At 57.9% G+C, this 25,377-nt stretch carries 25 protein-coding genes and 1 tRNA gene; 22 read left to right on the top strand and 4 right to left on the bottom strand.

Annotation, left to right across the window (positions count from 1 at the left end; all coding sequences use genetic code 11):
• From SALB1_RS17150 to SALB1_RS17095, 13 genes are all read left to right on the top strand, one after another.
• Nucleotides 1–324 carry a phage head closure protein gene (locus SALB1_RS17150; protein WP_109994951.1) on the top strand — a complete coding sequence of 108 codons (324 nt, stop codon included), beginning with the start codon at nucleotides 1–3 and terminating at the stop codon, nucleotides 322–324.
• On the top strand, nucleotides 317–757 hold the full coding sequence (locus tag SALB1_RS17145) for an HK97-gp10 family putative phage morphogenesis protein (protein ID WP_109994950.1): 441 nt from the start codon (nucleotides 317–319) through the stop codon (nucleotides 755–757). The genes SALB1_RS17150 and SALB1_RS17145 overlap by 8 nt, the downstream gene beginning before the upstream one ends.
• Nucleotides 754–1,134: a DUF3168 domain-containing protein gene (locus tag SALB1_RS17140; RefSeq protein ID WP_109994949.1), complete on the top strand. Its 381-nt coding sequence runs from the start codon at nucleotides 754–756 to the stop codon at nucleotides 1,132–1,134. The genes SALB1_RS17145 and SALB1_RS17140 overlap by 4 nt, the downstream gene beginning before the upstream one ends.
• 42 nt (nucleotides 1,135–1,176) lie before the next feature.
• Complete coding sequence (locus tag SALB1_RS17135) at nucleotides 1,177–1,608, top strand: phage tail tube protein (protein ID WP_109994948.1); 432 nt, start codon at nucleotides 1,177–1,179, stop codon at nucleotides 1,606–1,608.
• A gap of 17 nt (nucleotides 1,609–1,625) precedes the next feature.
• Nucleotides 1,626–2,018, top strand: coding sequence for a hypothetical protein (locus SALB1_RS17130; RefSeq protein WP_145961362.1), 393 nt, complete (start codon nucleotides 1,626–1,628; stop codon nucleotides 2,016–2,018).
• Between the two features lie 65 nt (nucleotides 2,019–2,083).
• Nucleotides 2,084–2,347, top strand: a complete 264-nt coding sequence (locus SALB1_RS17125) for a DUF4035 domain-containing protein (RefSeq protein WP_158590801.1) — start codon at nucleotides 2,084–2,086, stop codon at nucleotides 2,345–2,347.
• A gap of 33 nt (nucleotides 2,348–2,380) precedes the next feature.
• Nucleotides 2,381–4,741: a hypothetical protein gene (locus tag SALB1_RS17120; RefSeq protein ID WP_109994945.1), complete on the top strand. Its 2,361-nt coding sequence runs from the start codon at nucleotides 2,381–2,383 to the stop codon at nucleotides 4,739–4,741.
• 104 nt (nucleotides 4,742–4,845) lie between these two features.
• Nucleotides 4,846–5,202 (top strand): hypothetical protein, encoded by a 357-nt coding sequence (locus tag SALB1_RS17115; RefSeq protein WP_145961361.1) that lies wholly within the window; start codon nucleotides 4,846–4,848, stop codon nucleotides 5,200–5,202.
• Nucleotides 5,199–5,669: a DUF1833 family protein gene (locus SALB1_RS17110; protein WP_109994943.1), complete on the top strand. Its 471-nt coding sequence runs from the start codon at nucleotides 5,199–5,201 to the stop codon at nucleotides 5,667–5,669. The genes SALB1_RS17115 and SALB1_RS17110 overlap by 4 nt, the downstream gene beginning before the upstream one ends.
• A complete protein-coding gene (locus SALB1_RS17105) occupies nucleotides 5,666–5,995 on the top strand; it encodes a hypothetical protein (protein ID WP_145961360.1) in 330 nt (109 codons plus the stop codon). The genes SALB1_RS17110 and SALB1_RS17105 overlap by 4 nt, the downstream gene beginning before the upstream one ends.
• A gap of 1,632 nt (nucleotides 5,996–7,627) precedes the next feature.
• Nucleotides 7,628–11,788, top strand: coding sequence for an interleukin-like EMT inducer domain-containing protein (locus tag SALB1_RS17100; RefSeq protein ID WP_370453264.1), 4,161 nt, complete (start codon nucleotides 7,628–7,630; stop codon nucleotides 11,786–11,788).
• A 4-nt stretch (nucleotides 11,789–11,792) separates the two neighbouring features.
• Nucleotides 11,793–12,215 carry a hypothetical protein gene (locus SALB1_RS18860; RefSeq protein WP_145961359.1) on the top strand — a complete coding sequence of 141 codons (423 nt, stop codon included), beginning with the start codon at nucleotides 11,793–11,795 and terminating at the stop codon, nucleotides 12,213–12,215.
• Nucleotides 12,199–12,591 carry a DUF4376 domain-containing protein gene (locus SALB1_RS17095; RefSeq protein WP_109994940.1) on the top strand — a complete coding sequence of 131 codons (393 nt, stop codon included), beginning with the start codon at nucleotides 12,199–12,201 and terminating at the stop codon, nucleotides 12,589–12,591. Before SALB1_RS18860 ends, SALB1_RS17095 begins: the two co-directional genes overlap by 17 nt.
• On the opposite strand, the gene SALB1_RS17090 is transcribed toward SALB1_RS17095, so the two are convergent.
• Both SALB1_RS17090 and SALB1_RS17085 read right to left on the bottom strand, forming a co-directional pair.
• Nucleotides 12,588–12,968, bottom strand: a complete 381-nt coding sequence (locus SALB1_RS17090) for a hypothetical protein (RefSeq protein WP_179950685.1) — start codon at nucleotides 12,966–12,968, stop codon at nucleotides 12,588–12,590. The two genes, SALB1_RS17095 and SALB1_RS17090, sit on opposite strands and share 4 nt — an antisense overlap.
• A gap of 301 nt (nucleotides 12,969–13,269) precedes the next feature.
• Nucleotides 13,270–13,356 (bottom strand) — tRNA-Leu (locus tag SALB1_RS17085).
• A 118-nt stretch (nucleotides 13,357–13,474) separates the two neighbouring features.
• On the opposite strand from SALB1_RS17085, the gene rnr reads away from it, so the two are divergent.
• From rnr to alr, 8 genes are all read left to right on the top strand, one after another.
• Complete coding sequence (gene rnr / locus SALB1_RS17080; protein ID WP_255414444.1) at nucleotides 13,475–15,745, top strand: ribonuclease R; 2,271 nt, start codon at nucleotides 13,475–13,477, stop codon at nucleotides 15,743–15,745.
• Between the two features lie 44 nt (nucleotides 15,746–15,789).
• Nucleotides 15,790–16,530, top strand: coding sequence for an OmpA family protein (locus tag SALB1_RS17075; protein WP_179950684.1), 741 nt, complete (start codon nucleotides 15,790–15,792; stop codon nucleotides 16,528–16,530).
• Between the two features lie 72 nt (nucleotides 16,531–16,602).
• A complete protein-coding gene (gene rlmB, locus SALB1_RS17070) occupies nucleotides 16,603–17,349 on the top strand; it encodes a 23S rRNA (guanosine(2251)-2'-O)-methyltransferase RlmB (protein WP_109994938.1) in 747 nt (248 codons plus the stop codon).
• Between the two features lie 119 nt (nucleotides 17,350–17,468).
• Nucleotides 17,469–17,840 carry a 30S ribosomal protein S6 gene (gene rpsF / locus SALB1_RS17065; RefSeq protein WP_109994937.1) on the top strand — a complete coding sequence of 124 codons (372 nt, stop codon included), beginning with the start codon at nucleotides 17,469–17,471 and terminating at the stop codon, nucleotides 17,838–17,840.
• Between the two features lie 12 nt (nucleotides 17,841–17,852).
• Complete coding sequence (rpsR, locus tag SALB1_RS17060) at nucleotides 17,853–18,083, top strand: 30S ribosomal protein S18 (RefSeq protein WP_006914321.1); 231 nt, start codon at nucleotides 17,853–17,855, stop codon at nucleotides 18,081–18,083.
• 12 nt (nucleotides 18,084–18,095) lie between these two features.
• Nucleotides 18,096–18,701 (top strand): 50S ribosomal protein L9, encoded by a 606-nt coding sequence (rplI, locus tag SALB1_RS17055; RefSeq protein WP_109994936.1) that lies wholly within the window; start codon nucleotides 18,096–18,098, stop codon nucleotides 18,699–18,701.
• A gap of 111 nt (nucleotides 18,702–18,812) precedes the next feature.
• On the top strand, nucleotides 18,813–20,168 hold the full coding sequence (gene dnaB / locus SALB1_RS17050; protein ID WP_109994935.1) for a replicative DNA helicase: 1,356 nt from the start codon (nucleotides 18,813–18,815) through the stop codon (nucleotides 20,166–20,168).
• Nucleotides 20,169–20,229: 61 nt separating this feature from the next.
• Nucleotides 20,230–21,294: an alanine racemase gene (alr, locus tag SALB1_RS17045; RefSeq protein ID WP_109994934.1), complete on the top strand. Its 1,065-nt coding sequence runs from the start codon at nucleotides 20,230–20,232 to the stop codon at nucleotides 21,292–21,294.
• On the opposite strand, the gene SALB1_RS17040 is transcribed toward alr, so the two are convergent.
• Nucleotides 21,295–22,236: an alpha/beta hydrolase gene (locus SALB1_RS17040; RefSeq protein ID WP_109994933.1), complete on the bottom strand. Its 942-nt coding sequence runs from the start codon at nucleotides 22,234–22,236 to the stop codon at nucleotides 21,295–21,297. It abuts the gene before it with no gap.
• Nucleotides 22,237–22,350: 114 nt separating this feature from the next.
• On the opposite strand from SALB1_RS17040, the gene radA reads away from it, so the two are divergent.
• The gene (gene radA / locus SALB1_RS17035) at nucleotides 22,351–23,724 is read left to right on the top strand and encodes a DNA repair protein RadA (protein ID WP_109995516.1); all 1,374 of its coding nucleotides are present in this window, start codon (nucleotides 22,351–22,353) and stop codon (nucleotides 23,722–23,724) included.
• A 307-nt stretch (nucleotides 23,725–24,031) separates the two neighbouring features.
• Here the strand turns inward: radA and SALB1_RS17030 are convergent, their stop codons facing one another.
• Entirely contained in the window at nucleotides 24,032–25,336 is a 1,305-nt protein-coding gene (locus SALB1_RS17030; protein ID WP_109994932.1) for an HlyC/CorC family transporter, read from the bottom strand.
• Nucleotides 25,337–25,377 lie beyond the last annotated feature (41 nt).

The raw sequence follows: 25,377 nt of genomic DNA, 5'->3' as shown, positions 1-25,377 counted from the left end.
ATGCGTCCGGGTGAGCTACGACACAAGGTCACGATCCAGACCAAATCCGAATCGACCGATTCATACGGTCAACCAATTGTCGATTGGCAAGATCGAATCACGGTCTATGCATCCATCAAGCCCGCAAAGGGTTCAATTGGTGTTCAGGGTGAACAGCAATTCGGCAAACGATCAGTGATCATCGTAATGCGTTATCGCGATTTGTCATATGACGAACGCATTTATCACAGCGCATCAAATCGTTACTACAAAATCGAATCAATTGAAGTTCCGAACATTCCATCAATGATGACGATTCAAGCCGAGGAAATCACTAATGGCTAGTCAAGTGCTCGGAATCAAAAATTTGCAAAAGAATCTGAAGCAACTTGCGAAAGACGTAAAAGAAAAAGATTTGAACTATGCGACTCGTAAGGCGGCGAATCCAATTCGAGATAAGGCCAGAGAAAACGCGCCTGTTGAGTCAGGGCGGTTGCGAGAAGACATCGTAACGAGAAAGACGACCAAGTATTCCGAATACGACTCTGAGTACACCGTTGGGATTCGCAATCGAAAACGTGGAAGGAAAGGCGATCCAAATAGAATCCCGCCCGCAGTTTATGGGCCGTTCGTTGAGTTCGGCACATCAAAACAACCCGCCCAGCCTTTCATTCGCCCAGCCTACGACAGTGAAGGGCCAAAGACACTACAACGCTTCAATGATGTTTTGTCGAAACGCATTCGCCTTCGCGTGAAGCAAGGAAAGATCAAAGTATGAATGCGTTCGAAGCTACATATTCGATATTAAGCAATGACGCCGAATTGTCATATGCGGTTAAAGCGATTCGCCCGATTGTTTTGAATCAAGATGATCAGTTCCCCGCGATCGTCTATCAGTGCATTTCCGAGAATCCAACAATCAGCCTAGATGGTGATAGCGGTAATCTCGATTCAGTGCGAATGCAGGTCGATTCATGGGCCTTTTCGATGAAAGAAGCTCAAGACGTGGCCGATCTTGTTCGCGATGCCATGAATGCGAGTGTTGATTATGGAATCCGTTTTGATGGATCAAGTTACACGTACGAACAAGATACAAAAAGATTCGGTGTTCAATCGGATTATCTCTTATGGGTAAGACCTAAAAACACTAAATAATAAGACAACAACACCAATAAGAATAAAAATAAAGGTGCATAAATGACACAAGCAATTCGCACACAGGGAATCATCCTAGAGATTTCCGACGCGTCAGGTACGGGCACGTATTCGAAAGTCGCAGAAGTAACAGGATTCGACGGCCCAAACGGTTCGACCAACGTTATCGACGCCACATCGCTAGATTCGCAGTTCGCCGAAAAGATCGGCGGTCTTCGCGATTCGGGACAAGTCTCTGTCGATTTGAACTTTGTTCCGGGGGACACCAGTCAACAGGCGGTTCGTGATGCATACGGCGACGCTGAAAAGCGAGATTTCCGTATCACTTTGACAGACGTTGATCAAACCACGATCGAATTTAGCGCCCTTGTTACTGAGTTTTCGATTAGTGCCAGTGCTGACGACAAAGTAACAGCCTCCACTACGCTCGAAATCACGGGTGGTTTGACATGGGGCAACGCTAGCGCGGGCTAATAAAAGGATAATAATCAATGGCATATTCACGCAATAGCGCGAAGAAATCGTTTCGCATGGAAAAGAAGCACATCGATACATTAGGTGATGATGTGTATTTGAAAGACATTTCAGCGATGAAGCGAATCAAGTTGTTGAACGAACTTGAGAAAGCCCAGAACGCGAAGTCAGGCAAGCATCTTGAGGGCACGCAGTATTTCTCCGCAATGGCTGTGCAGATGACGCTAGTTGATGAATCCGGCGAGCTTCAATATCGACACGATGAAATTGATCAACTACTAGACGACATGCGCGGCGATATTCTCGACGAAATTGCAGGTCGGGCAATGGTATTGATTGGCATTGCCGATGATGACCAGTTCGACGAAGCGCAACGCGAAGTTGAGGACGACGACGAAAAAAAAGATTAAGCGCCGATGAAAAGTTTCAATTTCGATTGACATTAGCCCTTGGTTTTCGATCAAGGGCTAATTTATTGGAAGAAATATCATCGGCGGAATACGACGATTGGTATTACTACGCCCAACACGAACCAATCGGGCCAGCCCGTCACGACTACAACAACGCCATGCTGTGCACGTTGCTCGCCAACATCAACAGAGGCGAGAAGTCAAAGCCGTTCACGATGCACGACTTTCTGCATTTCGAGGAACAGCCAGAAAAAAAGAAACACGATCCGGTTGATCTATCCGAAATGATCAAGGTCCAATTGGCGGGCATGAAATCGTCAAATCGATAAATACCAAAACAATAATAAATATAGGTTTCGTCGATGGCCGTTAGTAAGAGCATCGTAGGTCGGTTGCTAGTCAAGTTGGGGGCCGATTCGACTGAACTTGATTCCAAGTTCGAACAGACACAAAAGAAGATCGGAACATTCGCGAAGAAAGCGAAAGCGCGCCTTAAAAAGATCGGCGTTGCGTTCAAAGAGTTTTCGAAGATCGCTGTTGCAGCTTTTGCCGCTGTTGTGGCGGGTGCTGTTGGTCTTGCTGACACGCTCGGCGAAACAATCGTGAAATTGCAGAACTTTGCAAAGGCAAACGGCACAACTGTTGCGCAGGTGCAAAAACTGCAATATGCGATGAAGTCCATCAGTGCCGAAGGTGAGGCCACGGACATCATCAGAGACATGGGCGACCATCTAGGCGATGCCGCTGCGAACGGTGGATCGCTCGAAAAGATGCTGAATTCGGTTGGTCTGTCGGCCAAAAAGCTTGTACAGGAAGGCCCGGTAAAACAGTTAGAGGATATCGGCAAGGCCATTTCGGGACTACCGAAAGCCCAACAGGTCAATATCCTAGAGTCGATCGCGTCGAACCTATCCGACTTAGGGCCGCTTCTAACCAACAATGCCAAGGGATTGAAAGAAGCGAGCGCGGCCGCTGAGAAATTCGGTGGCGTCACAAGCAAAGACCTAAACGACGCTCTAGCCCGCACTAATCAAGCGCTGTTGCCCATCAAAACAATGTTTTTGAACATTGCCGCACAGCTATTAGCGCGCACCGCACCAGCATTCGAGAAAGTGCGCGATATCATGGGATCGAACGGATTTCAGAAGGTCTTGCATGGCGTTTTCGACATCATGGACAAGATCACATCGGCCGTGCTTCCAGTCGTCGAAAAGAACTTCACGATCATTGGCCAGATTCTTTCAACAGGTGTGATGAAGAAAGGTCTAAAGCTGTTGGTCGAGTTATTGACCGGGACGCTCATTGCCGCTGAGAAATTGATACAGGGCGGTTTGATCGTGTTGCGCGATATCCTGCAAGGGATCAGTGCATTGATCAACACAGGCCCGGTGAAGAAAGCACTAAGCGACATGAAAACCCGGTTCGAGCAAATCGCATCGGTTGTCAAGGGCGCGGCGACCGAAGTTGCAAAGCTATACGGCAAGGTTAAGGATTTTTTCGAGTATTTGGCGGGCAAAAAACATCAGACCGCGATCGAGAAACTACAGGCTCGTGTCGATAGTTTGCGTTCGACAATCAACGCATTAGAGAGTTCGCAGGGAGCAAGGCAATTCCCTAAGAAAATTCAGCAACAGAAAGATTTGTTGAACGTCCTAGAGGGACAGCTAGCGATCCAGAAGGCCAAGGCTAAGGCTAAGGCTAAGGCTGATTCCAGCATTGCACCAGCCGGAAAACCCGGAAAGACAGTTAAAGTCAAGGGCAAAGCCCCGGCTAATTTGCCGACTGTAACGACGACGAGCAAGTCGCATCCAAAGACCGTGAAGATTCCGGCACAGATCGAAATCAAATCGTACGCAGGTATCGACAAAGACAAACTCGATTCGCTCACTAAATCGCTAACACAATACGCGAGCGTGAAAGACAAGATCGCCGCATTGAATGAGGAATATCAGACCAACATCGATTTGATAAATCGTGCGGCCGATCGATCACAGATCACAGGCCAAGAGCGTGACAAGATGCTTGACGAGTTGAAGACGCGTTACCAAAAGAACACAGACGCTTTCAAGTCGAGCGTTTTCGGTATGTCCGAATTCGCGAAGATGGCGAAAGACAACATTCAGAGCGCGCTTGGTGACACGTTGCACGAAACCCTAACAGGCAACTTCAAGGGCATTCTCGGCAGTTGGGCGGGCATGGTCGAGAAGATGGGCGAGCAAGCCGTTGCTGCCAAGCTGAATGAAAAACTGTTCGGTGGTGGTGGTGATAGCAGCGGTTCGGCGGGAGGATCAGGCGGCCTGATTGGCTCTCTCATGTCCAAGTTTTCCGGCCAAACGTCAGGCGGATTCATGTCCGATGCGGGCTCGTTGCTCGGCAAGATCGGCGGCATGTTCGGCGGTTTCTTCGCCAGTGGCGGGAATCCGCCAGTCAACAAAGCCTCAGTAGTGGGTGAGCGTGGCCCGGAATTGTTCGTACCGCGTCAAGCTGGGACAGTCGTCCCTAATAACGCCTTCTCGGGTGGTGGATCGTCATGCGGGGGTACACAGGTCAACATCATCAATCAGAACGGCTCGCAGGTACAGCAGACGAAACGTCGAGGCCCGAACGGACAGGACATCATCGACATTCAAATCAAAAATGCGATGCATCGCATGGTGCAGTCGGGTGATATGGATGAGGTGATGAGGCCATATGCATTTGGTCGTCAGCAAGCCGTGACATAAAACTATAATCATAAATCAGGTTTAACAGCCCGCTTCGCGCGGGCGTTTTTGTCTGGAATCTAAAAATCGATAAATATCTGAGGATTCAAATACAAAAATAATAAATGGCGTCTTGGCCTGATTCACTCCCGCAAAACGTAGAAATCAGTTCGTTCAATACCGGCTTCGGTTCCGGTTCTATTCGATCGTCGGTTTCCATGGGTCCGGCGTTTCAACGTCGAATATCGACCGCATCGCCCGAAAAGTTCTCGGGTTCGATCACGCTGAACCGCGCGCAATACGTGACCTTCCGCGACTTCTATAAGACCACACTTGCACAGGGCGTGCTTCCGTTCACTTGGAAACATCCGATCACAGGTGATTCGGCCGTGATTCGGTTTGATGTGTCCAATGCACCAAGCATGTCAGCGCTATCGAACGATCTTTTTAAAGTATCGATGAATCTTGAGGTGATGCCATGAGGATCACCCAAAGTGAATTACAGGCTCGTGTTGCTGAATCAAGCGCACAAATTATCGTTCAATTGCTCGAAGTCGTGACAGCAAATGAAACGGTTCGACTTGTGGCCGATGAAAATGATCTTGAAACGCCATGGGGAACATTCCAGCGATTCCCGTTCGAGTTAACCACGTTATCAGCGAGCGAAACTAAGCCGCCACAGATCAAGTTTAGTTGCGACACGGTTGATACTCGAATCATTCAAGAGCTTCGAAAGGTCGCAGGCCAGAAAGACGATGTGCTATTGCGATTCCGCATGGTCGATGCCGCTAACCCCAGCGATATCAAATACGGTCCATCGACATTCAAATTCTCGAACATGGATACAGACGGGTTCACGAGTTGCACGCTAACCGGAACGTTCATGGCGTCCGCTCTATCGGACACGTTCCCGTCGCAACAGATTAGCCCGGCAAACGCTGGATCATGAACGTTCGCGACTATCTCGGTCGTCCGTACTCGCAAAATCACGGTTGCCTCGAATTCGTAAAACACGTTTGCGAGCAAGAGCGCGGACTAGAGCCGATGAGTGTTGAGGAATTCAACATTTGGCTTATCGATCATCAATACGAGATCAAAGCACCAAAAGAGGGGGACTTCGTATTGATGCATTCAAGCGAATGGCACATCGGTTATATGGTCGATCACGAGCGTTTTATGCACTGTTCGCGTGACCTTGGCGCGGCCATGGTTTCGGATATCAACCGAAACGAATATAGGAATTCGATCCAAGGCTTTTATCGCGTCGATATCTGAACGGCTTAAATCGGGTTTTGAATAAATACGTGAAGACCGAATAACAATAACAAAAGCCGAATGATCACAATCGATTTTTATGATCATCCGTCCGAACAGGCGGAGTTGATCCAAGCCGAGGCAAAACCCAATCAAACCGTTCGCGAGATTATAGGCGCGGATTACTCCGTTTCTGTGTTGGCGGATGGTCGGGTCGTGCCGTCGCATCTACACGATTCGGTGCGATTCAAAGATGGCACGCACTTAGAGATTCGGCGGATTGCGGATGCTGCTATTGCATCAGCGATCGTGGCGATTGCAGCAGGGGCCACAGCATCAGCCGCCACAACATGGGTCGGCATTGCTGCATCGGTTGCTATCAGTGTCGTCGGTGGCATCGCGACAAACCTACTTTTCGCCCCGAAAACACCGTCGCAGAACGGCGGGCAGTCCTTCCAATCTCTCAACCAGTTAACCGGCACACAGAACCAGATCGCGAGTTATCAGCCGATTCCTCGATTGTTCGGTCGTCGTCGGTTCTATCCCGTTATCCCAATGACTGCGAAGCCGTACACCGAGACGGCAGGCGACGACCAGTACCTAAGACAATTTTTCGTCCTATCCCACGGGAAAATGAACATCGGCGGTCAGATCGTCGGCAAGGGCCACGACAAGATCACCGAGCAAACCACGTTGAGCGATATCGACGGTCAGCGTCCGATATTGATCGGCGAAACCGATATTGCCGAATACGACGAGGCGCAGTTCGAAATCGGTACAGCCGATCAGATGACGCTGTATACCGATCAGATCATCGAGGATCAACCCGACTGGAAAACAACATCAGACGTTGGAAAGCTGAACGGCGGAAAATACGGCATCGTCGCCGATGGTGATTCGACCGTCCGCACGACCGAGGATGACGCCGAAGAAATCACGATTGATTTAACCGGACAACTATATTGCGTCAATAAACACGGGGATTTTACCCGTTGCTTGGTCAATTACTTGGTCGAGTGGCGTCTAAACGGCTCGTCTGGTGACTGGCAATCAAAGACGTTTTCGATTCAGGGCGACGGTAAGACCGCTCGGCAATCGTGCCGAATTCCTGATTTGCCGAAGGGCAAGTATGACGTTCGATTGACGCGAGTCAGCACGAACTATCACAACGTCGACGGCAAGCCTTCCACGGCCGTCACATGGTCGGCACTTCGCACAATCCGCAAGCGCAAAGTCTTTGATGTCGATGATGTTGTCGTGATGTCGATGCGCATCAAGGCGACCGACCAGCTTAACGGCCGTGTTTCGAAACTTTCGGTGCAGGGGACAAGCGTTCTTCCGGTCTACGACGCGGCAAATAGCGAATGGACCGAGCAGACAACACGAAATCCGGCATGGGCGTTTGCCGAGATCATGACCGGCAATGCCAATCGCAAGCCGATTGATAAAACTTCGCTCGATCTAAATGCGTTGGTCAAATGGGCGAACGACAACGAACCGGATAATTTTAATCTCAACTACGACGTTCTATTCGACGACAGTCGGACCACGCTCGACCGTCTATCACACGTCACAGATGCCGGGCGTGCTACCTACAGCGTCAATTCAGATACTACGATTCGCATAATTCCCGATGTGCCGGCCGATCCGGTCATGTTGGTCACGCCGCGTCTTTATTCTGAGTATTCCTACAGTCTAAGCGCTTATAACCCGCCAGAAGGGCTAAAGGTCAGATTTACGAATTCTGACACTTGGGAAGATGACGAGATCATCGTTTATGACGATGGCGAATCGGTCGACACGGCCGAGATATTCGCGAGTGTTGATGCGCCCGGATGTATCAGCAGTGATCAGGCATATAATTTCGGCCGCTATCACCTAGCCAATCAGCGTCTGCGCGGCATCGAGTCGCATTCGTTCGCGATCGATTTTGATCACCTTCATTTCGATCGCGGCGACACTATTGACTTTCAGTCACAACAGATTCTAGTTGGATTGGCAACGGGCCGCGTGCTGGATGTTGCGACCAACGACACAGGCGATATTACCGGGTTTACGGCCGATGAGTTTCTGCCGATGGATGTTGCGACCTATGGCTGTCGATTCGATACATCAGACGGTCAACGATTCGTTGCACAGGTCGACACCAATAGTCCCGGTTCATATGACCTAACGTTCACCACGCCGATCGATACGACCGTCAATGACATTGCGCCGGGTGATTTATTCGCATTCGGTGAAACGGGCAAGATCACGACGCCGTTAAAAGTCACTCAGATCGATCGAAAATCGGAACAGAAAGCAGCGATCACATGTGAGCCCGCCGCGCCTAACATTCTGGATGCACTAGAGGGCGACATTCCGGTTTTCGAACCGAAGATCACACAACCGAGCGATCCGGGCAACTATCCACCAGCAACACCGAAGATCACCGATGTCATCAGTGATGCGAGTGTTTCAGTCGAAAATGATGATGGTTCGTTGACGTGGCGTGTCGCGGTCAACGTGCAGGCCATGAGCGGGCCAGTACACACCGCCTACATCGAGGTGCAGGCCAAGACCGCAGATCAATCTAAGTACGCGACTGCGCGCGCACAAGACGGCGTGGCTTATTTCACCGGCTTCAATCCGGGTGACGTACTCACAATTCGGATTCGCTCAGTCTCAGAAAACGGTCGAGTGTCGATATGGGTCTATCAATACGATTACACCGTAACTGGACGGTTGCCGCAGAAGCCGACCGATGTTGATGTTCAGATCGGCACGTTTGCTAACACACTGACGCCACAAGGCGGACAGCCCGCCACCGTCTATGAGTTTTATCGTTCGGGGGTGCAACTCGACGCTAGCAATATTGAGGCACAAGCCGCGTTTATCGGTCAGGGCTCGAGTCTCACCGATGGCGATCTAACGCCCGAGACTGAATATTTCTACTACGTTCGCGCGGTTAACAAATACGGCTATTCAGATTGGTACACGCGCTCGGTCACGACGAAGAATAGTCCTAGCGCGGTACTTAAGAACCTTTCGAATTCGATCAGCCAGAGCGATTTACAGAATTCGCTACTAGAGCCGATCCATTTGATCACTGCGGATGCAGACACAGACGGTTCGGTGAGTCAGAGAATCAGTGAAACGCTATCGACCAAAGCCGATGCCGACACAGTTTCCTCGCTTTGGACCGTTCGGTTGCAGGGTCAGACAGCAGACGGCAAAAACATTTATAGCGGTTTTGGCTTAGGTCTAAACGGCGATACATCGTCAGCAATTTTTAACGTCGATGACTTTGCGATTGGCTCGCCTGATGCTAACGCAACCTATGCGTTCATTGAGAAAGACGGCAAGGTTATCATCAATGAAGCGTTAATCGGCACAGTCACATTCAACAAACTTGTCGATGGATCGGGAAATTTTCTTGTTAACAATAACGGTGAGTTAAAAGCCAGTTATATCGAGACAAGTGGAATCACGATCGGTTCGCTCTCGGGCACCGCCGATTGGCAGACGCAGGTCGCTGGGGCGGGGAAGCCGACTGATAACGCAGATGTCACGAAAGACAACGCTGCAAAATCGATCAGTATCACCGATACACGAAACGACAACCAGCCCCCGTCGTGGTATCGAACCAATTACGGCGTACAAGTCGTATCTGAATTCAAATACGCCACCTCGATTGGCCTGACGTCGGCGCAGGTTGGAAGCCAATACTGCACGCTTATCACGCACGCGCAGTGGAGTGATTCAAGTGGCGGGCCACTCACGCAGGCCGTTCACTGCGATAACGGCATTTTTGTACGCCAAAGTGTGAATGAGACCACATGGGGGTCTTGGAACAAGGCAGATCAGACAAGCCAGAATACATCCGCCAACACTGCCGCTGTTGGCAGTCTGAATGTCTCCGACATCGAAAGCGCCTCGTTTAACGGATTCTTCAATGGCTTTGAGGGCAGTACATTTAACAACTGGGCTGTCGCGAGCGGGAACACGATAACGGCCAGCACAGATTCATTTTCTGGTGCGCAAGCCGGGCTATTTACGTCCACAAGCACCAGTCCGACCCCGTTCACGACAGGGGCCGCTAGCATATACATCCCGGCCCAAATCGCGCTTCGCTTTGCTGGGCAACCCATACTTATCCAAGTCTATGCAAAGCAGCCTTCGGCCTCCGCATCAACGGAGTTTGCCGTAGCCTACTCCACGGAAGAAGTTGGCAATTCTGGCTGGCACAGATTCACGCCAACGACCTCCTACGCGCCGTATTCCTTCGTCTATGACGTGCCTATGCCTAACGGAGGTGGGGTCGATTCGATCAGTATCTGGGCTGACACCAGCGGCGCAGGCAATGGCGTAATCATCGACGAAGTGGCGGTCTCGCTACTGACTGGAAGCGCCTATATTGATGCGCTCCAAACAGCCAATGCCCCGGCTCAGGCCGGCGCCGATGTAACGGGCTCAAACACCGCCAACGATGTGAAAACAGGGGTAGGTAAGGCCGTTGCTGAAGCTGGGGCCGACAAAACCTACAACAATGTCGCCAAGAGCGTCATCGGCCAGAAGGCTCTTGCGACCCAAGATAACGTCGCATGGGGCAGCCAAGTCACCGGCAAGCCCCTGACGTTCCGTGTTGTCGCGAGGGGCAACAGCGCCACGTCGCAGCCGGTTGAAGCGGGCCTCTATGACGCCGCGGGCACATTGATCAGTGGCAGCAGTCGGTCATATAGGGTCGATGTATTAGATCGCGCGACCCGTGCGTGGGACTCGCACACGATCTATGACGTGTATGGGAACGCAAGCAACGCCACGACGATGGCGAACGACCTGAATGCGCTAGGCAGTGGCAAGATCGTTGTTATCCGGACATATGATGAGCCACAAGACCATCGATTGACCAATGGCCTGCCAGCAGCTATTTACCGCTGCGGCGGGTCGCGCTCTATTTTCGGCTCATCCAATTTTCGCTATAGGTCGGCTTATATTTGCGTCGGCATCCCCGGCATAGGCGAAGGCAATGGCATCGAGCTTTATGCTGGTGATGTCGATTCAGACCCGAATGCATGGGTCGAAACCGCCTTCACCATCGATGCTTCCGGCGCGATTCAGCTTGGCCGCACAATGGTCAAAGATGCGGTCGATATTTCATATGCCGATGGCACGACTGTTGAAAACCTGAAGCCTTCACAGGCGAATGCAGATAAAACATCAAGCAACACTTCAGCAGACACAGCCAATGTAAACGGCACTCCTGCCGCTACGGTTGCGTCGAATGCCGCCACCGCAAAACAGATGACATCGGCGTGGGCCAGCGCCAACAACACAACGCTCATCAACGGCGGAAAAATCGCGACCGACACTGTATATGTGGACACTATCGTTGTCGCTGGTGATGCGATAACAGTGCCTCTTTTTTCATATTCAAACACCACATATTCCAATGGGTCCGGCTTTCCATCCGGGGTATATACAGATATTTTTAGAGCGGATTACGTCGCAAACGCATTCGGTAACTACAATGGGGTGTTGGACAACACGTCACCACTGGTCGTTACCTGTTTGCTGCTATATTCAATATTCGATGCCCATAATGCAGTGTCTATCGATTTAACGATCAAAAAAATATCCGATAAGTACCCAAATGGCACAGTAATTTTCCAACAGACAGTAGTAGATAACAACGGGTCTGGCTCGCTTTCTATACCACTGTTTGTAAATATAGAAGACCCTGCTGGTTTAGGAATTCAAATAAGCGCAATGCCTAAAGGCAACGCCTACAGAATCACGTATGCGAGCATATCGTTCCAACATTTTAAGAGATAGGGGCATGCTGTACGCAATATACGATAAAGACGGGCGCATTATTCAATTTGCACACCGAAAAAAGTTTGCCGAAATGCAATGCAGGAACGGGCGGAGAAAAGTGCAATGCTCGGAAGGGGCTTCAAGCGAAACACAATACATCGACACCTCCGGCACCACGCCCACACCCAAGCCACGCCCTGACACCACATGCACCACAAGCGGCAACACAGTTGCGGCAGACGGTACAAGCACGATCGAGTTTTCCGGAATGGATGATGGAACCGTTGTGAAAATCAAGGGGCCAGTAACAGCGTCATTCACCGCCGATGGCGATAATGCATCGAAATCGATTGCGTTCACTTCACCGGGTAAATATCGCGTGATTGCACAAGGAATTTTTCCCGCGCTACCAAAGGAGTTCGTAATCGATGTCACAAACGAATGACATTCTTGTCGTCGGCAAATCACTAGACGACATTAAATCGGATCGAAAGGTTGATGTGAATGGCTGGCGCGACAATGCTGCATCGTTGCCCGTTGTCATTGATGGTGTTCGATATGATGCTGATGAACTATCACAAACGCGTATTGCCGCCATGGCAACCGCTGTCGCGAATGGTAGAGCGCCCGACACTATTCAATGGCGCGATGCCGACAATGTTACTCGATCGCTCACACAAGACGATTTCATGACGCTGGCCACAACCATGATGACGCAGGTACAGGCCGCGTTTCAGACATCATTCACTCTGAAAGATGATATCGATTCGGCCGAAACGGCGGTTGATGTACGGGCCGTCAAATGGCCGTCAAATGGCTAATCGATATTGATGTCAGACCGATGCCCGTTGGAGCATGCTGGGCAGTGGATCGACAGGCGACCATCGATTATCAACATTCGCGGGTGTGAGTAGCCGCAGAATCTACAGCCATCGTCGATCGCCTTCACATCCGGATGCTTGTATCTCGACTCGATCATGTCGGCCACATCGCGATATGAGCGCACCAGACGCCCGAGTAGTTCGGGATCGCTCCCACCAGTCACGTAGGGGCCAGCGTTGCGCCAGACGCCCTCAACGAGCTTTTGCAGGCGTGCGTTTTTCCGGTCGAATGGTCTATCAGTCAGCCAGACACGTATGCGCATGTCGTCCGACAGGGGCCAGTACCATTCACGCGGCGAGTGTCCGGGATTCGGCATGGCTCGATCGTACTGTACGAATATACAGTTCGACAAGCCAAAAAAATGGCCGGTCTAGGCCCGCTAGTAGCGGTGGGGAGAATCAGGGGGATTCTGTAAGACCGGCCACGACTCAAACTTACATGGGCGCGCAATGGGCGCGCAAATGTGCCGCTGAAATCGTCAGGAAATAGACCGCTTCAAATATTTTTTCGAAATTCGTTTCTAAAGCGATCGCGGCCGATATGCGACAAAGCGATTGCGTCAATATTGCGTCAGGCACAAAAAAGCCCTTGTAAAAACAAGGGCTTAGATGAGTATCTGGTGCCGAGGAGAGGACTTGAACCTCCACGAGCGTTAGCTCACTAGCACCTGAAGCTAGCGCGTCTACCAATTCCGCCACCTCGGCTAAGGAGCGCGTAATTTAGGCGCCACGTCGGGGTTTGTCAATAACGATTTCTGCGGTTGGGTCTTTGCGGTATCGTGGGCGCTTATGGAGATATATTTTGAGTGAAAAGAAACGCCCCGTGAACGATTGGCGCGACCGCGATCCGCAGTTCTCGTCCGAGCAGGGCAGCTACGCCCAGCCCGTGCCCAGCCGGCAACTCGTACTGGATGACCTGGCCACGGAAGGCCGGCCGATGACGCGTGCCGAGCTGACCGACTACTACGCCCTGGTCGGTGATGCCGCCGAGGCATTCGATCACCGTCTGCGCGCCATGCTGCGCGACGGCCAGCTGCTGGAAAACCGCCGTGGCGCGCTCGGGCCGATCGACAAGATGGACCTGGTGCGTGGCCGGGTTCAGGGGCATCGCGATGGCTTCGGCTTTCTCATACCCGACGATGCCGAAGGCGACGACGTGTTCCTGAGCCCTCGCCAGATGCGTCAGGTGATGCATGGCGACCGTGCGGTGGTGCATGTGACCGGGCGGGATGCGCGCGGCCGGCGCGAAGGCCGGGTCGCCGAAGTGCTCGAACGGGCGAACGACACCGTCATCGGGCGATTCGTCGAAGACAATGGCATGTATCACGTGGTGCCGGACAATGCGCGCATCGGCCACGAGATACGCGTGCCGGCCAAGGCCCGCGGGGACGCACAGAACGAGCAGATCGTGACCGTGCGTATCACGCAGCCGCCGTCCAAGCGCGGCCAGCCGGTGGGTGAAGTGGTCGAGGTGCTGGGCGATCGCATGGCGCCGGGCATGGAGATCGACATTGCCATCCGGTCGCACGGGATTCCCCATGAATGGCCGCCGGAAGCGCTCGAACAGGCGCGTGCCTGCGGCGACCAAGTGGCCGAGGCGGACAAGAAGGGGCGCGTCGACCTGCGCGATCAGCCGTTCGTGACGATTGATGGCGCCGATGCGCGCGATTTCGATGATGCGGTTTATGCCCGCAAGACCCAGCGCGGCTTCAAGCTCTGGGTCGCGATTGCGGACGTCTCGCATTATGTCGACAAGGATTCGCCGCTGGATGCCGAGGCCCAGCGCCGGGCGACCTCGGTGTATTTCCCGGATCATGTCGTGCCGATGCTGCCCGAGGCGCTGTCCAACGGGTTGTGTTCGCTGAATCCGGAGGTGGACCGGCTGGCCGTGGTGTGCGAGATGCGTCTCGACCGCGCCGGCCAGCTGAAGTCGTCGAAATTCTATTCGGCGGTGATCCGATCCCACGCGCGCCTGCTGTACGAACAGGTCGCCGATTGGCTGGAGAACCCGGAGAACCTGCCGTCGCGTTATCGGGACTTGAAGAAGCCGCTGAACGATCTGCACGGGCTTTACGAGTCGATGTTGCAGCAGCGGCGCGAACGGGGGGCGATCGAGTTCGAGACCCAGGCCACGCGCATCATCTTCAACGAAGATCGCAAGATCGCGCGCATCGTGCCGGCCGAGCGCAATGTCGCGCACCGTATTATCGAGGAGTGCATGATCGCGGCCAACGTGGCCACGGCAACCTATCTCACGAAGAAGAAGATGCCGCTGCCGTATCGTGTACACGCCGGCCCCGCGGCCGGCGCGCTCGACGATCTGCGCTCGTTTCTGGCCGAACGCGGCCTGGCGTTGCCGGGCGGCAACGACCCGGACGCTGCGGATTACGCGCGCCTGCTCGAACAGGTGCAGGGCCGTCCGGACAGGCACCTCATCCAGACGGTGATGCTGCGCAGTCTGCAGCGCGCGGTTTATTCGCCGCACAACGACGGCCACTTCGGGCTGGCGCTCGAATACTATGCGCACTTCACGTCGCCGATTCGGCGCTATCCGGATCTGCTGGTTCATCGTGCGATCAAGCACCTGGAAAAGCGCGGCACGCCGAAGAATTTCGATTACGATCTGGCGGCCATGGAGCGGCTGGGCCAGATCTGTTCCGAGGCCGAGCAGCGCGCGGACGATGCAACCCGCGATGTCGACGATTGGCTCAAGTGCGAATACATGCGCGATTCGCTCGGCCAGACATTCGACGGCACCGTGACCGGCGTCACCGGTTTCGGCCTGTTCGTCGAACTCGACGGCATTTCCGCCACCGGCCTGGTGCATGTATCGTCGTTATCGAGCGACTTCTATCATTTCGATGCCCAGTCGCGCTGCCTGCGCGGCGAACGCTCGGGGCGGGTCTATCGCCTGGCCGACAAGATGAAGGTCAAGGTCGCCCGCGTCGACCTGGACGAGCGCAAGATCGATTTCGAACCGGTCGACCGGGATGACGACAAGCCCGCCGGCAGTCGCAGCCAGAAGAAATCGCCACGCGGTGGAAACGGCGGGGCTAAATCGCGGTCGAACAAGCGTCGGCCGAAACGGTCCTGATCGTCCGGCCGCCGCTTCCTGTCAATCTGTTTGGAAATACCGTCATGTCGCGCCACAAGAGTTCTATTGTCATTGCCCTGGCCGTTGCCGCGGCGCTGGGTCTGAGTGCCTGTGCCAACAATCCGAATCGCCGTGCCGAGATCGGCGGCGGTATCGGTGCCGTGGCGGGTGGCTTGCTGGGGTCCCAGCTCGGTGACAGCTCGGGTACGAATGCGGCCATCGGCGCCGCGCTGGGCGCATTGGCGGGCGGCGGCATCGGCCATTACATGGATAAGCAGCAGCAGGAGCTGAACAAGAAGCTGGCCGCTCAGAGGGCGCGCAATGAGCTCAATATCCAACGGTTGAATCAGGATACGCTCAAGATCGGCGTGGCCAGCGATGCCTCGTTCGCCGTCAACAGCGCCACCCTGAATCCGAACGCACAGAACACCTTCAACAGCATTGCCAGTGTGCTCAAGAACTATAAAAAGACCGCGATCCATGTGGTCGGATTCACCGACAGCACCGGTAGCAAACAGCACAACCTCAAGCTGTCGAAGGAACGCGCCGATGCGGTCGCACAGTTTCTGGAAAGCCGCGGCGTGAATTCGCAGCGCGTGCTGACCTGGGCGCGCGGCGAGTCCGAGCCGGTGGCATCGAACGCCACAGCCGCGGGCCGGGCCAAGAATCGGCGCGTGGCGATCGTGATCAAGCCGATCGTCAAGGGCAACGAAAAGGCCGCCTTCAGCGCGCCGCCGGATCTCGGCAATCCCAAGTATGAAAACACCGGCAATGGCAACGGCTGATTCGGCCGAGCACGGTATCGCACAGCCCGGCGCTGCCGGGCTTTTTTAATGGATACAGGCGGGACTGGACCGATGAGCGAGCAGCCCACGGACAACGAATGGATCGGCGGCTTTCACGCCGTGGCCTCGGCTCTGGAATCCGGCCGGCCGATACGCCGGCTGTGGCTTGCCGAAGGTCGGCGCAACGGCCGCGCCGAAGAGCTTGCGGCGCGCGCTGGCGCGCTCGATGTCCCGGTTGCTACCGCGCCCATGTCACGGCTGGACGGGTGGTTGCCGGATGTACGCCACCAGGGCTGTGTGGCCGAGGTGGCGCCGCCGCGCGAATATCGGGAATCCGAGCTGCCGGGCTTGCTGCGTGACGCGGACAATCCCTGGGTTCTGGCGCTCGACCAGGTTCAGGACCCGCACAACCTCGGGGCCTGTCTGCGCAGCGCGGCCGCGGCCGGTGTGACCGCGGTGATCGCGCCACGCAAACGGGCGGCGGGGCTCACGGTGTCCGTACGCAAGGTGGCGGCCGGGGCCGCCGAGCGCGTGCCGTTCGTGCCGGTAACGAATTTGTCGCGGGCGCTCAAACGGCTGCAGGACGAGGGCTTTTGGGTGGTGGGTCTTGACGGCGCGGCGGAGACATCGCTCTACGACGCCGATTTGCCGAGCCCGGTGGTGTGGGTGGCCGGCGGCGAAGCCAAGGGCATTCGCGAGCTGACCGCCCGACATTGCGATCTTCTCGTTGCCATCCCCATGGCGGCCGGCATGGAAAGCCTGAACGTGTCGGTGGCCACCGGGGTTGCGTTGTTCGAGACCGTGCGCCGGCGTCGTTAGCGGCGGTTTGCATTGCATGTGCCCGGACAAGCGACTACAATCGCGCGCCTCGCGGCCGACGGGTCGCGATTCCTTGCTCCACGGCGACCGCCGGGGGCTTTCAACCGAAAGGACACATCATGCGACATTATGAAATCGTGTTCCTGGTCCACCCGGACCAGAGCGAACAGGTGCCGGCCATGGTGGAGAAGTACCGCGGCGTCGTCGAAAACGACGGCGGCAAGGTGCATCGCCACGAGGACTGGGGCCGCCGCCAGCTGGCCTATCCGATCACCAAGATCCACAAGGCGCACTACGTGCTGTTGAACGTGGAATGCTCGCAGTCAGCGCGCGAGGAACTGGAAGACCTGTTCCGGTTCAACGACGCCGTGCTGCGTCATCTTGTCATCGCCCGTCACAAGGCCGACGTCGATCCGTCCCCCTTGGCCAAGAACGCCGAGAAGTCGGACGATCGCAAGTCCGAGGACCGCAAGGCCCCGGCCGCCAGCTAAAGGAGCACACCCATGGCCCGTTTTTTCCGCCGTCGCCGTTTCTGCAAGTTCACCGCTGAAGGTGTCGAGGAGATCGATTACAAGGACATCGAGACCCTCAAGCAGTACGTCACCGAAACCGGCAAGATCGTACCCAGCCGTATCACCGGCACCGCGGCGCGTTATCAGCGTCAGTTGTCGACCGCGGTCAAGCGTGCGCGATTCCTCGCGCTGCTGCCGTACACCGACCGTCATTCGTCGTAAGGAGGCGCTCAAGTGGACGTCATTCTGCTACAGAAAATCCGCAATCTGGGCGACCTCGGCGACACCGTCTCGGTGCGTGCCGGCTACGGCCGCAACTATCTCTTCCCGCGGGGCATGGCCCTGCCGGCGACCCGGAACAACCTGGCCGTCTTCGAAGAGCGTCGGGCCGAGTTGCAGGCAGCCTCGCAGGAGCGCGAGGATCGCGCCAAGCTGCGGGCCAATCAGTTGCGCAACAAGAGCTTCACGATCGCCATGCGCGCCAGTGATGAAGGCAAGCTGTTCGGCTCGGTCGGCCCGCAGGAGATCGCCCAGGCCGTCGCCGAGGAAGGTCACGAGCTGGATCCGCGTGAGATCACGCTGACTGAGGGCACCATCCGTCAGGTCGGCTACTACAATGCCGAGTTGACGCTGCACGCCGAAGTGGTCTGCGAGATCGAAATCGTGGTCGCGCAGCAGACCGATATGGGCATCAACATGCCCGCGCGCATCAGCGAGAACACCGAAGAAGACGCCGCGGCCGAAGAGGTCGAGGGCGAGCGCGTCGCGGACGCTGGCGAGCCGGCCGATGCCTCGGCCAGCGAAGCCGATGCGCCGATCGGAGAGCGCGAAGAGCCGTAAATCAACGGTTCTGCCGATCGCGATGAACGCCGCCTTCGGGCGGCGTTTTTTTTTGGCTCGCGGCTTGCGTAAACTGCGCGAGCCGCCCGTACCGACGAACGCCACGCGCCCATGGCCGAAGCCAAGCTGCCCCCGCATTCCATCGAAGCCGAACAATCGGTGATCGGCGGTTTGCTGCTGTCCGAAAAAGCCTGGGACGACATCGCCGGCACGATCAGCGAAAACGATTTCTATCGCGAGGATCACCGACTCCTGTACCGCGGCCTGGCGGATCTGGCCGACACCAACCAGCCGCGCGACCTGGTCACGCTGACCGAATGGTTGCGTAACAACGGCCTGCTCGACAAGGCCGGCGGCGCGACCTATATCGGCAATCTCGCCGCGGATATTCCCAGCGCGGCGAACATCAAGGCCTATGCCGAGATCGTGCGCGAGCGCTCGGTCATGCGCCAGCTCATCCGCGCAGGCGACACGATCACCTCGACTGCGTTCGAGCCGGCCGGCCAGACCGCCGAGGAAGTGCTGGGCGTCGCCGAGCAGGAAATCTTCAAGATCGCCGAGCAGGGCCGCAAGGGCAGCGAAGGGCCGCAGGGGCTCAATTCGCTGCTGACCAAGGCGGTCAATCGCATCGAGGAGCTGGTGGCTCACGAGGGCTCGTTCTCGGGGGTGCCGACCGGGCTGATCGAATTCGACAAGATGACCAACGGGCTGCAGGCCGCGGACCTGCTGATCCTGGCCGGGCGTCCGTCCATGGGCAAGACGTCGCTGGCGATGAACATCGTCGAGAACATCGCTATCAAGGAGAAGGTGCCGGTTGCCGTGTTCTCGCTGGAAATGCCGGCGGAACAGCTGGTCATCCGCATGATTTCGTCCTGGGGCCGGGTGGATCAGACCCGGCTGCGTTCCGGCCGGCTGACCGAGGACGACTGGCCCAAGATCACATCCGCGATCGGCATCATGAACGAGAACGCCCGCCTGTTCATCGATGATTCCGCCGGACTGTCGCCGTCCGAGATGCGCGCCCGTGCGCGGCGCCTGAAACGCGAGCACGATATCGGTCTGGTCGTGGTCGATTATCTACAGCTCATGCAGGTGCCGGGCACGAAGGAAAACCGCACCAACGAGATTTCCGAGATCTCGCGTCAGCTCAAGGCCATGGCCAAGGAGCTCAACGTGCCGGTGATCGCGTTGTCGCAGCTCAACCGCCAGGTCGAGCAGCGCGATAACAAGCGCCCGCGCATGTCCGACCTGCGCGAGTCGGGCGGTATCGAGCAGGACGCGGACGTGATCCTGTTCGTCTATCGCGACGAGGTCTACAACGAGAACACCGAGGACAAGGGCGTGGCCGAGATCATCATCGGCAAGCAGCGCAACGGCCCGCTCGGCACGGCACGCACGGCGTTCCTGTCGCATCTCACGCGGTTCGAGAACCTGCAGGAACATTACGACGACGACTTCATGGACTAGCGATGTCTGATTCGCCTTTCAACCCGCGGGCGCCGCTGCCGCGCCGATCCGGGGACAGCTGATGCGGGCGCTGGCGACCATCGATCGCGCCGCGCTGGCGCATAACCTGGAGCGTGTCCGCGCGCTGGCGCCGGGCTGCGAGGTATACGCCGCGGTCAAGGCCGATGGTTACGGTCATGGCGCGGCGACGGTCGCGAACGCGCTCGCGGCGGCCGACGGCTTTGCGGTATCGAGCCTGGACGAGGCGATGCAACTGCGCTGGAGCGGGATTACCCAGCCGATCATGACGTTATCGCAGCCGCTGGATGTCGATGCCTGCGCGCTCGCGGCTGCACACGACGTGCGGCCGGTGGTCTTCGATCGCACGCATCTAGCGGCGCTGGCCGATTATGTCGGACCGGTATTGTCGGTCTGGATCAAGCTGGATTCTGGCATGCACCGTCTCGGCTTCGCCCCCGGTGAGGCGGCGGCCGTCGCCGCGCACCTCCGGGAGATGCGCCACGTGCACTGCGTGGGCTGGCTGACCCACCTCGGCTGTGCTGATGATCCGTCGAACCCGATGACCGAGCGCCAGCTCGCCGCGTTCGCCCGCGGCACGGCCGAACACGACGGCCAGCGTTCGATCGCCAATTCGGCCGGCGTGCTGGCCTGGCCGGCCGCCCATGCCGACGTCGTGCGCCCGGGCATCATGCTGTACGGCAGCTCGCCCATGGTCGATGCCACGGCCGCCGATCACGACCTGCGGCCGGCCATGCACCTGACTGCGCCGATTATCAGCCGGCGCCGCGTGGTGGCGGGTGAGCCGATCGGCTACGGTGCCACCTGGCGCGCGCCGGAGGACATGGACGTCGGGGTGATCGGTATCGGCTATGGCGATGGCTATCCGCGCCATGCACCGTCCGGCACGCCCGTGCTCGTGCGCGGGGTGCGGGCGGCGTTGGTCGGCCGGGTGTCGATGGACATGATCACGGTCGACCTGCGCGCGGTGCCCGAGGCCGGCGTGGGCGACCGGGTCACGCTCTGGGGCCCGGGGCTGCCTGCGGACGAGGTCGCGGCGGCCGCCGGCACCATCGCCTACGAATTGTTTTGCCGGCTGACCGCGCGCGTGAGTGTCGAGATCGTCTGATCAGGCATCGGCGGCCGGGTCGTCGCGGCGGCGCGGTGCCAGCGCGCGCCGGAAGAATGTCAGCTGGTCGCTGCTGGACTGGCGAAAGCCGGCGCCGCGATAGATATCGAAATGGCCGATGCGATAGTGGCGCTCGATGATGCGGTCGCCGCCGCGGGCCGCGGCCGCAGTCGCGGCTGCGGGCGGTGCCACCGTGTCCTGGTCACAGATCTGGATCAGCGTGGGGCAACGCAAACGGCCGACCTTGCGGCCGGGTCGATACAGCGCCAGCGTGAGCAGCGTGCGGGCGCTCATTTCGTTGCGCCAGTCCGCCGGGGCAATCGCCCGGTAACCCTCGTAGGCATCCTCGGTGGTCATGGCCGCCAGCCCGCCCGTGCGCGCGACCAGCGGAATCCGGTAAGGCTCGGCGCCGGCGAGATCGGCCAGGCTGTCGCGCAGGCCCGCCACGATCAGGCGCAGCATGTGCCGCAGGCCATGGCGGCGCAGCACGTTAAAAACCGCGGCGCGGCCGTCCATCATCGGGCCCTGGGCGCTGATGGCGGCCACCCGTTTGTCGGCGGCGCCCGCCGCGATTACATGGCCGCCGGAGAACGACGTACCCCACAGCGCAACGCGGTCGGCGTCCACACCCGCAATTTCGCGCACCGCGGCGATCGCCGCGGCCCAGTCGGCCAGCTGTGCGGAAACCGATAGCAGCTGGCGCGGACGGCCGCCGCTGGCACCGAAATAGCGATAGTCGAAAACGAGCACGGCAAAGCCGGCGTTGGCGAAGGTGGCGGCGTAGGGTTCCAGGCCGGCGTCGCGGGTGCCGCCCAGGCCGTGGGCCATGACGATGGCCGGCACGCCGGCCGGGGCCTCCATCGACTCGTTCTGTGCTGGATAGAACCAGGCCCGGCAGGTCGAGCCGCGGCTGTCGAATTCGAAATCCTCGCGATCCACCATGGTCGAGCGCTGTACTCCCGGTTGTTGTGGCGCCTAGTATGCCCGTTTGCCCACGCTGTGTTGATGCTCGCGCCGGTGCGCGAGCCCGACCGAACCAGCCCCGAGCGACGCCCGATGGCCAAGAGCAAAACTGTTTTCGTTTGCGATCAGTGCGGTTCGACCCAGCCCAAATGGTCGGGTCAGTGTCCGGATTGCGGCGCCTGGAATACGCTTACCGAAAGCGTGCCCGCGGCGCCTTCGAGGCCTGGCGTGGCTGCGCCGCCGGTGTCGTTCGGCGATACCACGCCGCAGGTACAGAAACTCAACGCGATCAAGCCGCGCGAGACCCCGCGCACGCCGACGGGGCTGTCCGAACTCGATCGCGTGCTCGGCGGCGGCCTGGTGCCGGGTTCGGTGATTCTGATCGGCGGCGATCCCGGCATCGGCAAGTCCACGCTGTTGCTCCAGGTGTTGGCCCAGCTGTCGGCCGATATCCCGGCGCTCTATGACACCGGCGAGGAGTCCCTCGAACAGGTCCAGTTGCGTGCCCAGCGCCTTGGTGTGGCGGATGCGGACCTGTCGGTGCTGGCCGAGACCTGTGTCGAGCGCGTGCTGGCGCTGGCCAAGCCGCAGGCGCCGCGCCTGTTGGTGATTGATTCGATCCAGACGGTGTTCTCCCAGGCCTTGTCGTCGGCGCCGGGCAGCGTGTCGCAGGTGCGCGAGTCGGCCTCCATGCTGGTGCGTTTCGCCAAGGCCACCGGCACCGCGCTGATCATCGTCGGTCACGTGACCAAGGAAGGCACCATTGCCGGGCCGCGCGTGCTCGAGCACATGGTCGATACCGTGTTGTATTTCGAGGCCGAGGCGTCGTCGCGTTTTCGTGTCATCCGGGCGGTGAAGAATCGCTTCGGTGCCGTCAACGAGCTCGGCGTGTTCGCCATGTCCGGCGCCGGCCTGAAGCAGGTGACCAATCCCAGCGCGATCTTCCTGTCGCGCCACGAGACCGCCGTACCGGGCAGCGCGGTGATGGTCACGCGTGAAGGTTCGCGGCCGATGCTGGTCGAGGTGCAGGCGCTGGTGGATGGCTCGCAGCTGCACAACCCGCGCCGGGTGGCGCTCGGCCCCGATTCGCAGCGTCTGGCGATGCTGCTCGCGGTGCTGCATCGTCACGGCGGCATCGCACTGGGCGATCAGGACGTGTTCGTCAACGTGGTCGGCGGCATGCGGGTGACCGAGACGGCGGCGGACCTCGCCGTGGTGCTGGCGGCACTCTCGAGCTTTCGCGACAAGGCGCTCGGCGAAAAGCTGATCATCTTCGGCGAGATCGGCCTGGCCGGCGAGATTCGGCCGGTTCCGGGCGGCGAAGATCGATTGCGTGAAGCCGCCAAACACGGGTTCACGCGCGCAATCGTGCCCAAGGCCAATGCGCCGCGCTCGCGCCGCGTGGGCGATCTCGAGGTGGTCCCGGTCGCGCGGCTCGGCGAAGCCATCGAGGCCGTGGTCGGGTGACGCCGATGCCCGGGCCGGCGGTTCGGGCCCGGAGATGCGCCGATCCGGTGGGCTGTCAGGGGTCGCGCGACGACGGACAAAGGCATGCCAAGCGGCGCCGTCGCTTCGGCAAGCGCGGCGAGCGTGCCGATCCCTATCGCAGGCGCCCGTGAAACGACGCAGCGTGAAGCGCGTGGCGCCGCCAGACCGGCGTGACAGCGACGCGACCGACTGGCCATCCGTGTGCCCGGCGCTCATCGACGGCTGATCGTCCCGGAACAAGCGGCCGACGCAACGTGAGGCGCCCGAGATGATCTCCGGCGCGGGGTCAGCTGTCGCTGCTGTTTTCGCTCACGGCCTTGGCCCGGCGCGGTACGCGGCGCGGCGGCTGGATCCGGACCGTCTGAATCAGGTTGGCGCTGGTTTCGGTGATCTCGAATACATACTTGCCGATCTTCACGCGTGTGCCGGCGGTGGGGATGGTTTCGGTCTGCTCGGTGATCAGGCCGTTGATTGTGCGCGGCCCGTCAACCGGCAGCTTCCAGCCGAGGGCGCGATTGAGCGCGCGGATCGAAACCGTGCCGTCGACCCGATAGCTGTTCTCGCCGTCCATGGTGACGTTCTTCACACGCGTGAGTGGGTCGGTGGTGAATTCGCCGACGATCTCTTCGAGAATATCTTCCAGCGTGGCCAGGCCCTGGATATCGCCGTATTCGTCCACGACGAAGCCGATCCGGCGTTTCTGATTCTGGAAATTGAGCAACTGCTGGTTGAGCGGCGTGCTTTCCGGGATGAAGTAGGGCGCGCTCGCCAGCGAAACCAGCGAATCCTGATCCAGTTCGTCATTCGTGATCAGCGCCAGAAGGCGCCGCATGTGCACGATGCCCTTGATTTCGTCGATCGAGCCGTCGAACAGCGGCAGCCGCGTGTGCTGGTTGTGCACCAGCTGTTCCAGGATCTCGGGCCAGGGCTTGCTGATGTCGATGCCGACGATCTCGTTGCGCGGCACCATGATGTCCTCGACGGTGGCATTCTCCATGTCGAGGATCGACAGCAGCATCTTCTGGTGTCGGCGCGGAATCATGGCGCCGGCTTCGGTGACCACGGTGCGCAGTTCTTCCGACGACAGCGAATGCCCGGCGGCGTCTTCCGGCGAGACGCGCAACAGCCAGAGCACGCCGCGCCCGGCCGAGTTGAACAGATAGACCAGCGGCCAGAGCACCTTGAGCAGCGGCTTGTAGACATAGGCCGCCGGATACGCGATGCGCTCCGGATACAACGCCGACAAGGTCTTGGGCGTGACCTCGGAGAACACCAGGACCACGATGGTCAGCGCGATGGTCGACAACACCACGCCGAAATCGCCGTACAGGCGGATGCCGATCACCGTCGCCAGTGACGAGGCGATGATGTTGACCAGGTTGTTGCCGAGCAGGATGAGCCCGATCAGCTTGTCCGGGGCTTCCAGCATGTCGGCCGCGCGCCTGGCGCCGCCATGGCCGCTCTTGGCCATGTGTTTCATGCGATAGCGATTGACGGTCATCAGCCCGGTTTCGGAGCCGGAGAAGAATGCCGACAGAATCAGCATCAGGATGAGGATGCCGAATAGCACCCACAGGGGGATTGCGTCCAACAGCTACGGGCTCGTAATCAAATGAAGGGGCCGGGCGGCTC

Origin of the sequence: Salinisphaera sp. LB1, from assembly GCF_003177035.1 — a bacterium.
In the GTDB taxonomy this organism is placed as follows: Bacteria; Pseudomonadota; Gammaproteobacteria; order Nevskiales; family Salinisphaeraceae; genus Salinisphaera.
The sequence above is the reverse complement of the archived record's forward strand: the minus strand, read 5'-3'. Positions and strand labels throughout refer to the sequence as shown.

What these genes read in the sequence shown, in the direction of transcription:
- SALB1_RS17150 (WP_109994951.1), top strand. Translation starts at nt 1, where the DNA reads ATGCGTCCGGGTGAGCTACGACACAAGGTCACGATCCAGACCAAATCC.
- SALB1_RS17145 (WP_109994950.1), top strand. Translation starts at nt 317, where the DNA reads ATGGCTAGTCAAGTGCTCGGAATCAAAAATTTGCAAAAGAATCTGAAG.
- SALB1_RS17140 (WP_109994949.1), top strand. Translation starts at nt 754, where the DNA reads ATGAATGCGTTCGAAGCTACATATTCGATATTAAGCAATGACGCCGAA.
- SALB1_RS17135 (WP_109994948.1), top strand. Translation starts at nt 1,177, where the DNA reads ATGACACAAGCAATTCGCACACAGGGAATCATCCTAGAGATTTCCGAC.
- SALB1_RS17130 (WP_145961362.1), top strand. Translation starts at nt 1,626, where the DNA reads ATGGCATATTCACGCAATAGCGCGAAGAAATCGTTTCGCATGGAAAAG.
- SALB1_RS17120 (WP_109994945.1), top strand. Translation starts at nt 2,381, where the DNA reads ATGGCCGTTAGTAAGAGCATCGTAGGTCGGTTGCTAGTCAAGTTGGGG.
- SALB1_RS17115 (WP_145961361.1), top strand. Translation starts at nt 4,846, where the DNA reads ATGGCGTCTTGGCCTGATTCACTCCCGCAAAACGTAGAAATCAGTTCG.
- SALB1_RS17110 (WP_109994943.1), top strand. Translation starts at nt 5,199, where the DNA reads ATGAGGATCACCCAAAGTGAATTACAGGCTCGTGTTGCTGAATCAAGC.
- SALB1_RS17105 (WP_145961360.1), top strand. Translation starts at nt 5,666, where the DNA reads ATGAACGTTCGCGACTATCTCGGTCGTCCGTACTCGCAAAATCACGGT.
- SALB1_RS17100 (WP_370453264.1), top strand. Translation starts at nt 7,628, where the DNA reads ATGTTGGTCACGCCGCGTCTTTATTCTGAGTATTCCTACAGTCTAAGC.
- SALB1_RS18860 (WP_145961359.1), top strand. Translation starts at nt 11,793, where the DNA reads ATGCTGTACGCAATATACGATAAAGACGGGCGCATTATTCAATTTGCA.
- SALB1_RS17095 (WP_109994940.1), top strand. Translation starts at nt 12,199, where the DNA reads ATGTCACAAACGAATGACATTCTTGTCGTCGGCAAATCACTAGACGAC.
- SALB1_RS17090 (WP_179950685.1), bottom strand. Translation starts at nt 12,968, where the DNA reads ATGCCGAATCCCGGACACTCGCCGCGTGAATGGTACTGGCCCCTGTCG.
- SALB1_RS17075 (WP_179950684.1), top strand. Translation starts at nt 15,790, where the DNA reads ATGTCGCGCCACAAGAGTTCTATTGTCATTGCCCTGGCCGTTGCCGCG.
- rlmB (WP_109994938.1), top strand. Translation starts at nt 16,603, where the DNA reads ATGAGCGAGCAGCCCACGGACAACGAATGGATCGGCGGCTTTCACGCC.
- rpsF (WP_109994937.1), top strand. Translation starts at nt 17,469, where the DNA reads ATGCGACATTATGAAATCGTGTTCCTGGTCCACCCGGACCAGAGCGAA.
- rpsR (WP_006914321.1), top strand. Translation starts at nt 17,853, where the DNA reads ATGGCCCGTTTTTTCCGCCGTCGCCGTTTCTGCAAGTTCACCGCTGAA.
- dnaB (WP_109994935.1), top strand. Translation starts at nt 18,813, where the DNA reads ATGGCCGAAGCCAAGCTGCCCCCGCATTCCATCGAAGCCGAACAATCG.
- alr (WP_109994934.1), top strand. Translation starts at nt 20,230, where the DNA reads ATGCGGGCGCTGGCGACCATCGATCGCGCCGCGCTGGCGCATAACCTG.
- SALB1_RS17040 (WP_109994933.1), bottom strand. Translation starts at nt 22,236, where the DNA reads ATGGTGGATCGCGAGGATTTCGAATTCGACAGCCGCGGCTCGACCTGC.
- radA (WP_109995516.1), top strand. Translation starts at nt 22,351, where the DNA reads ATGGCCAAGAGCAAAACTGTTTTCGTTTGCGATCAGTGCGGTTCGACC.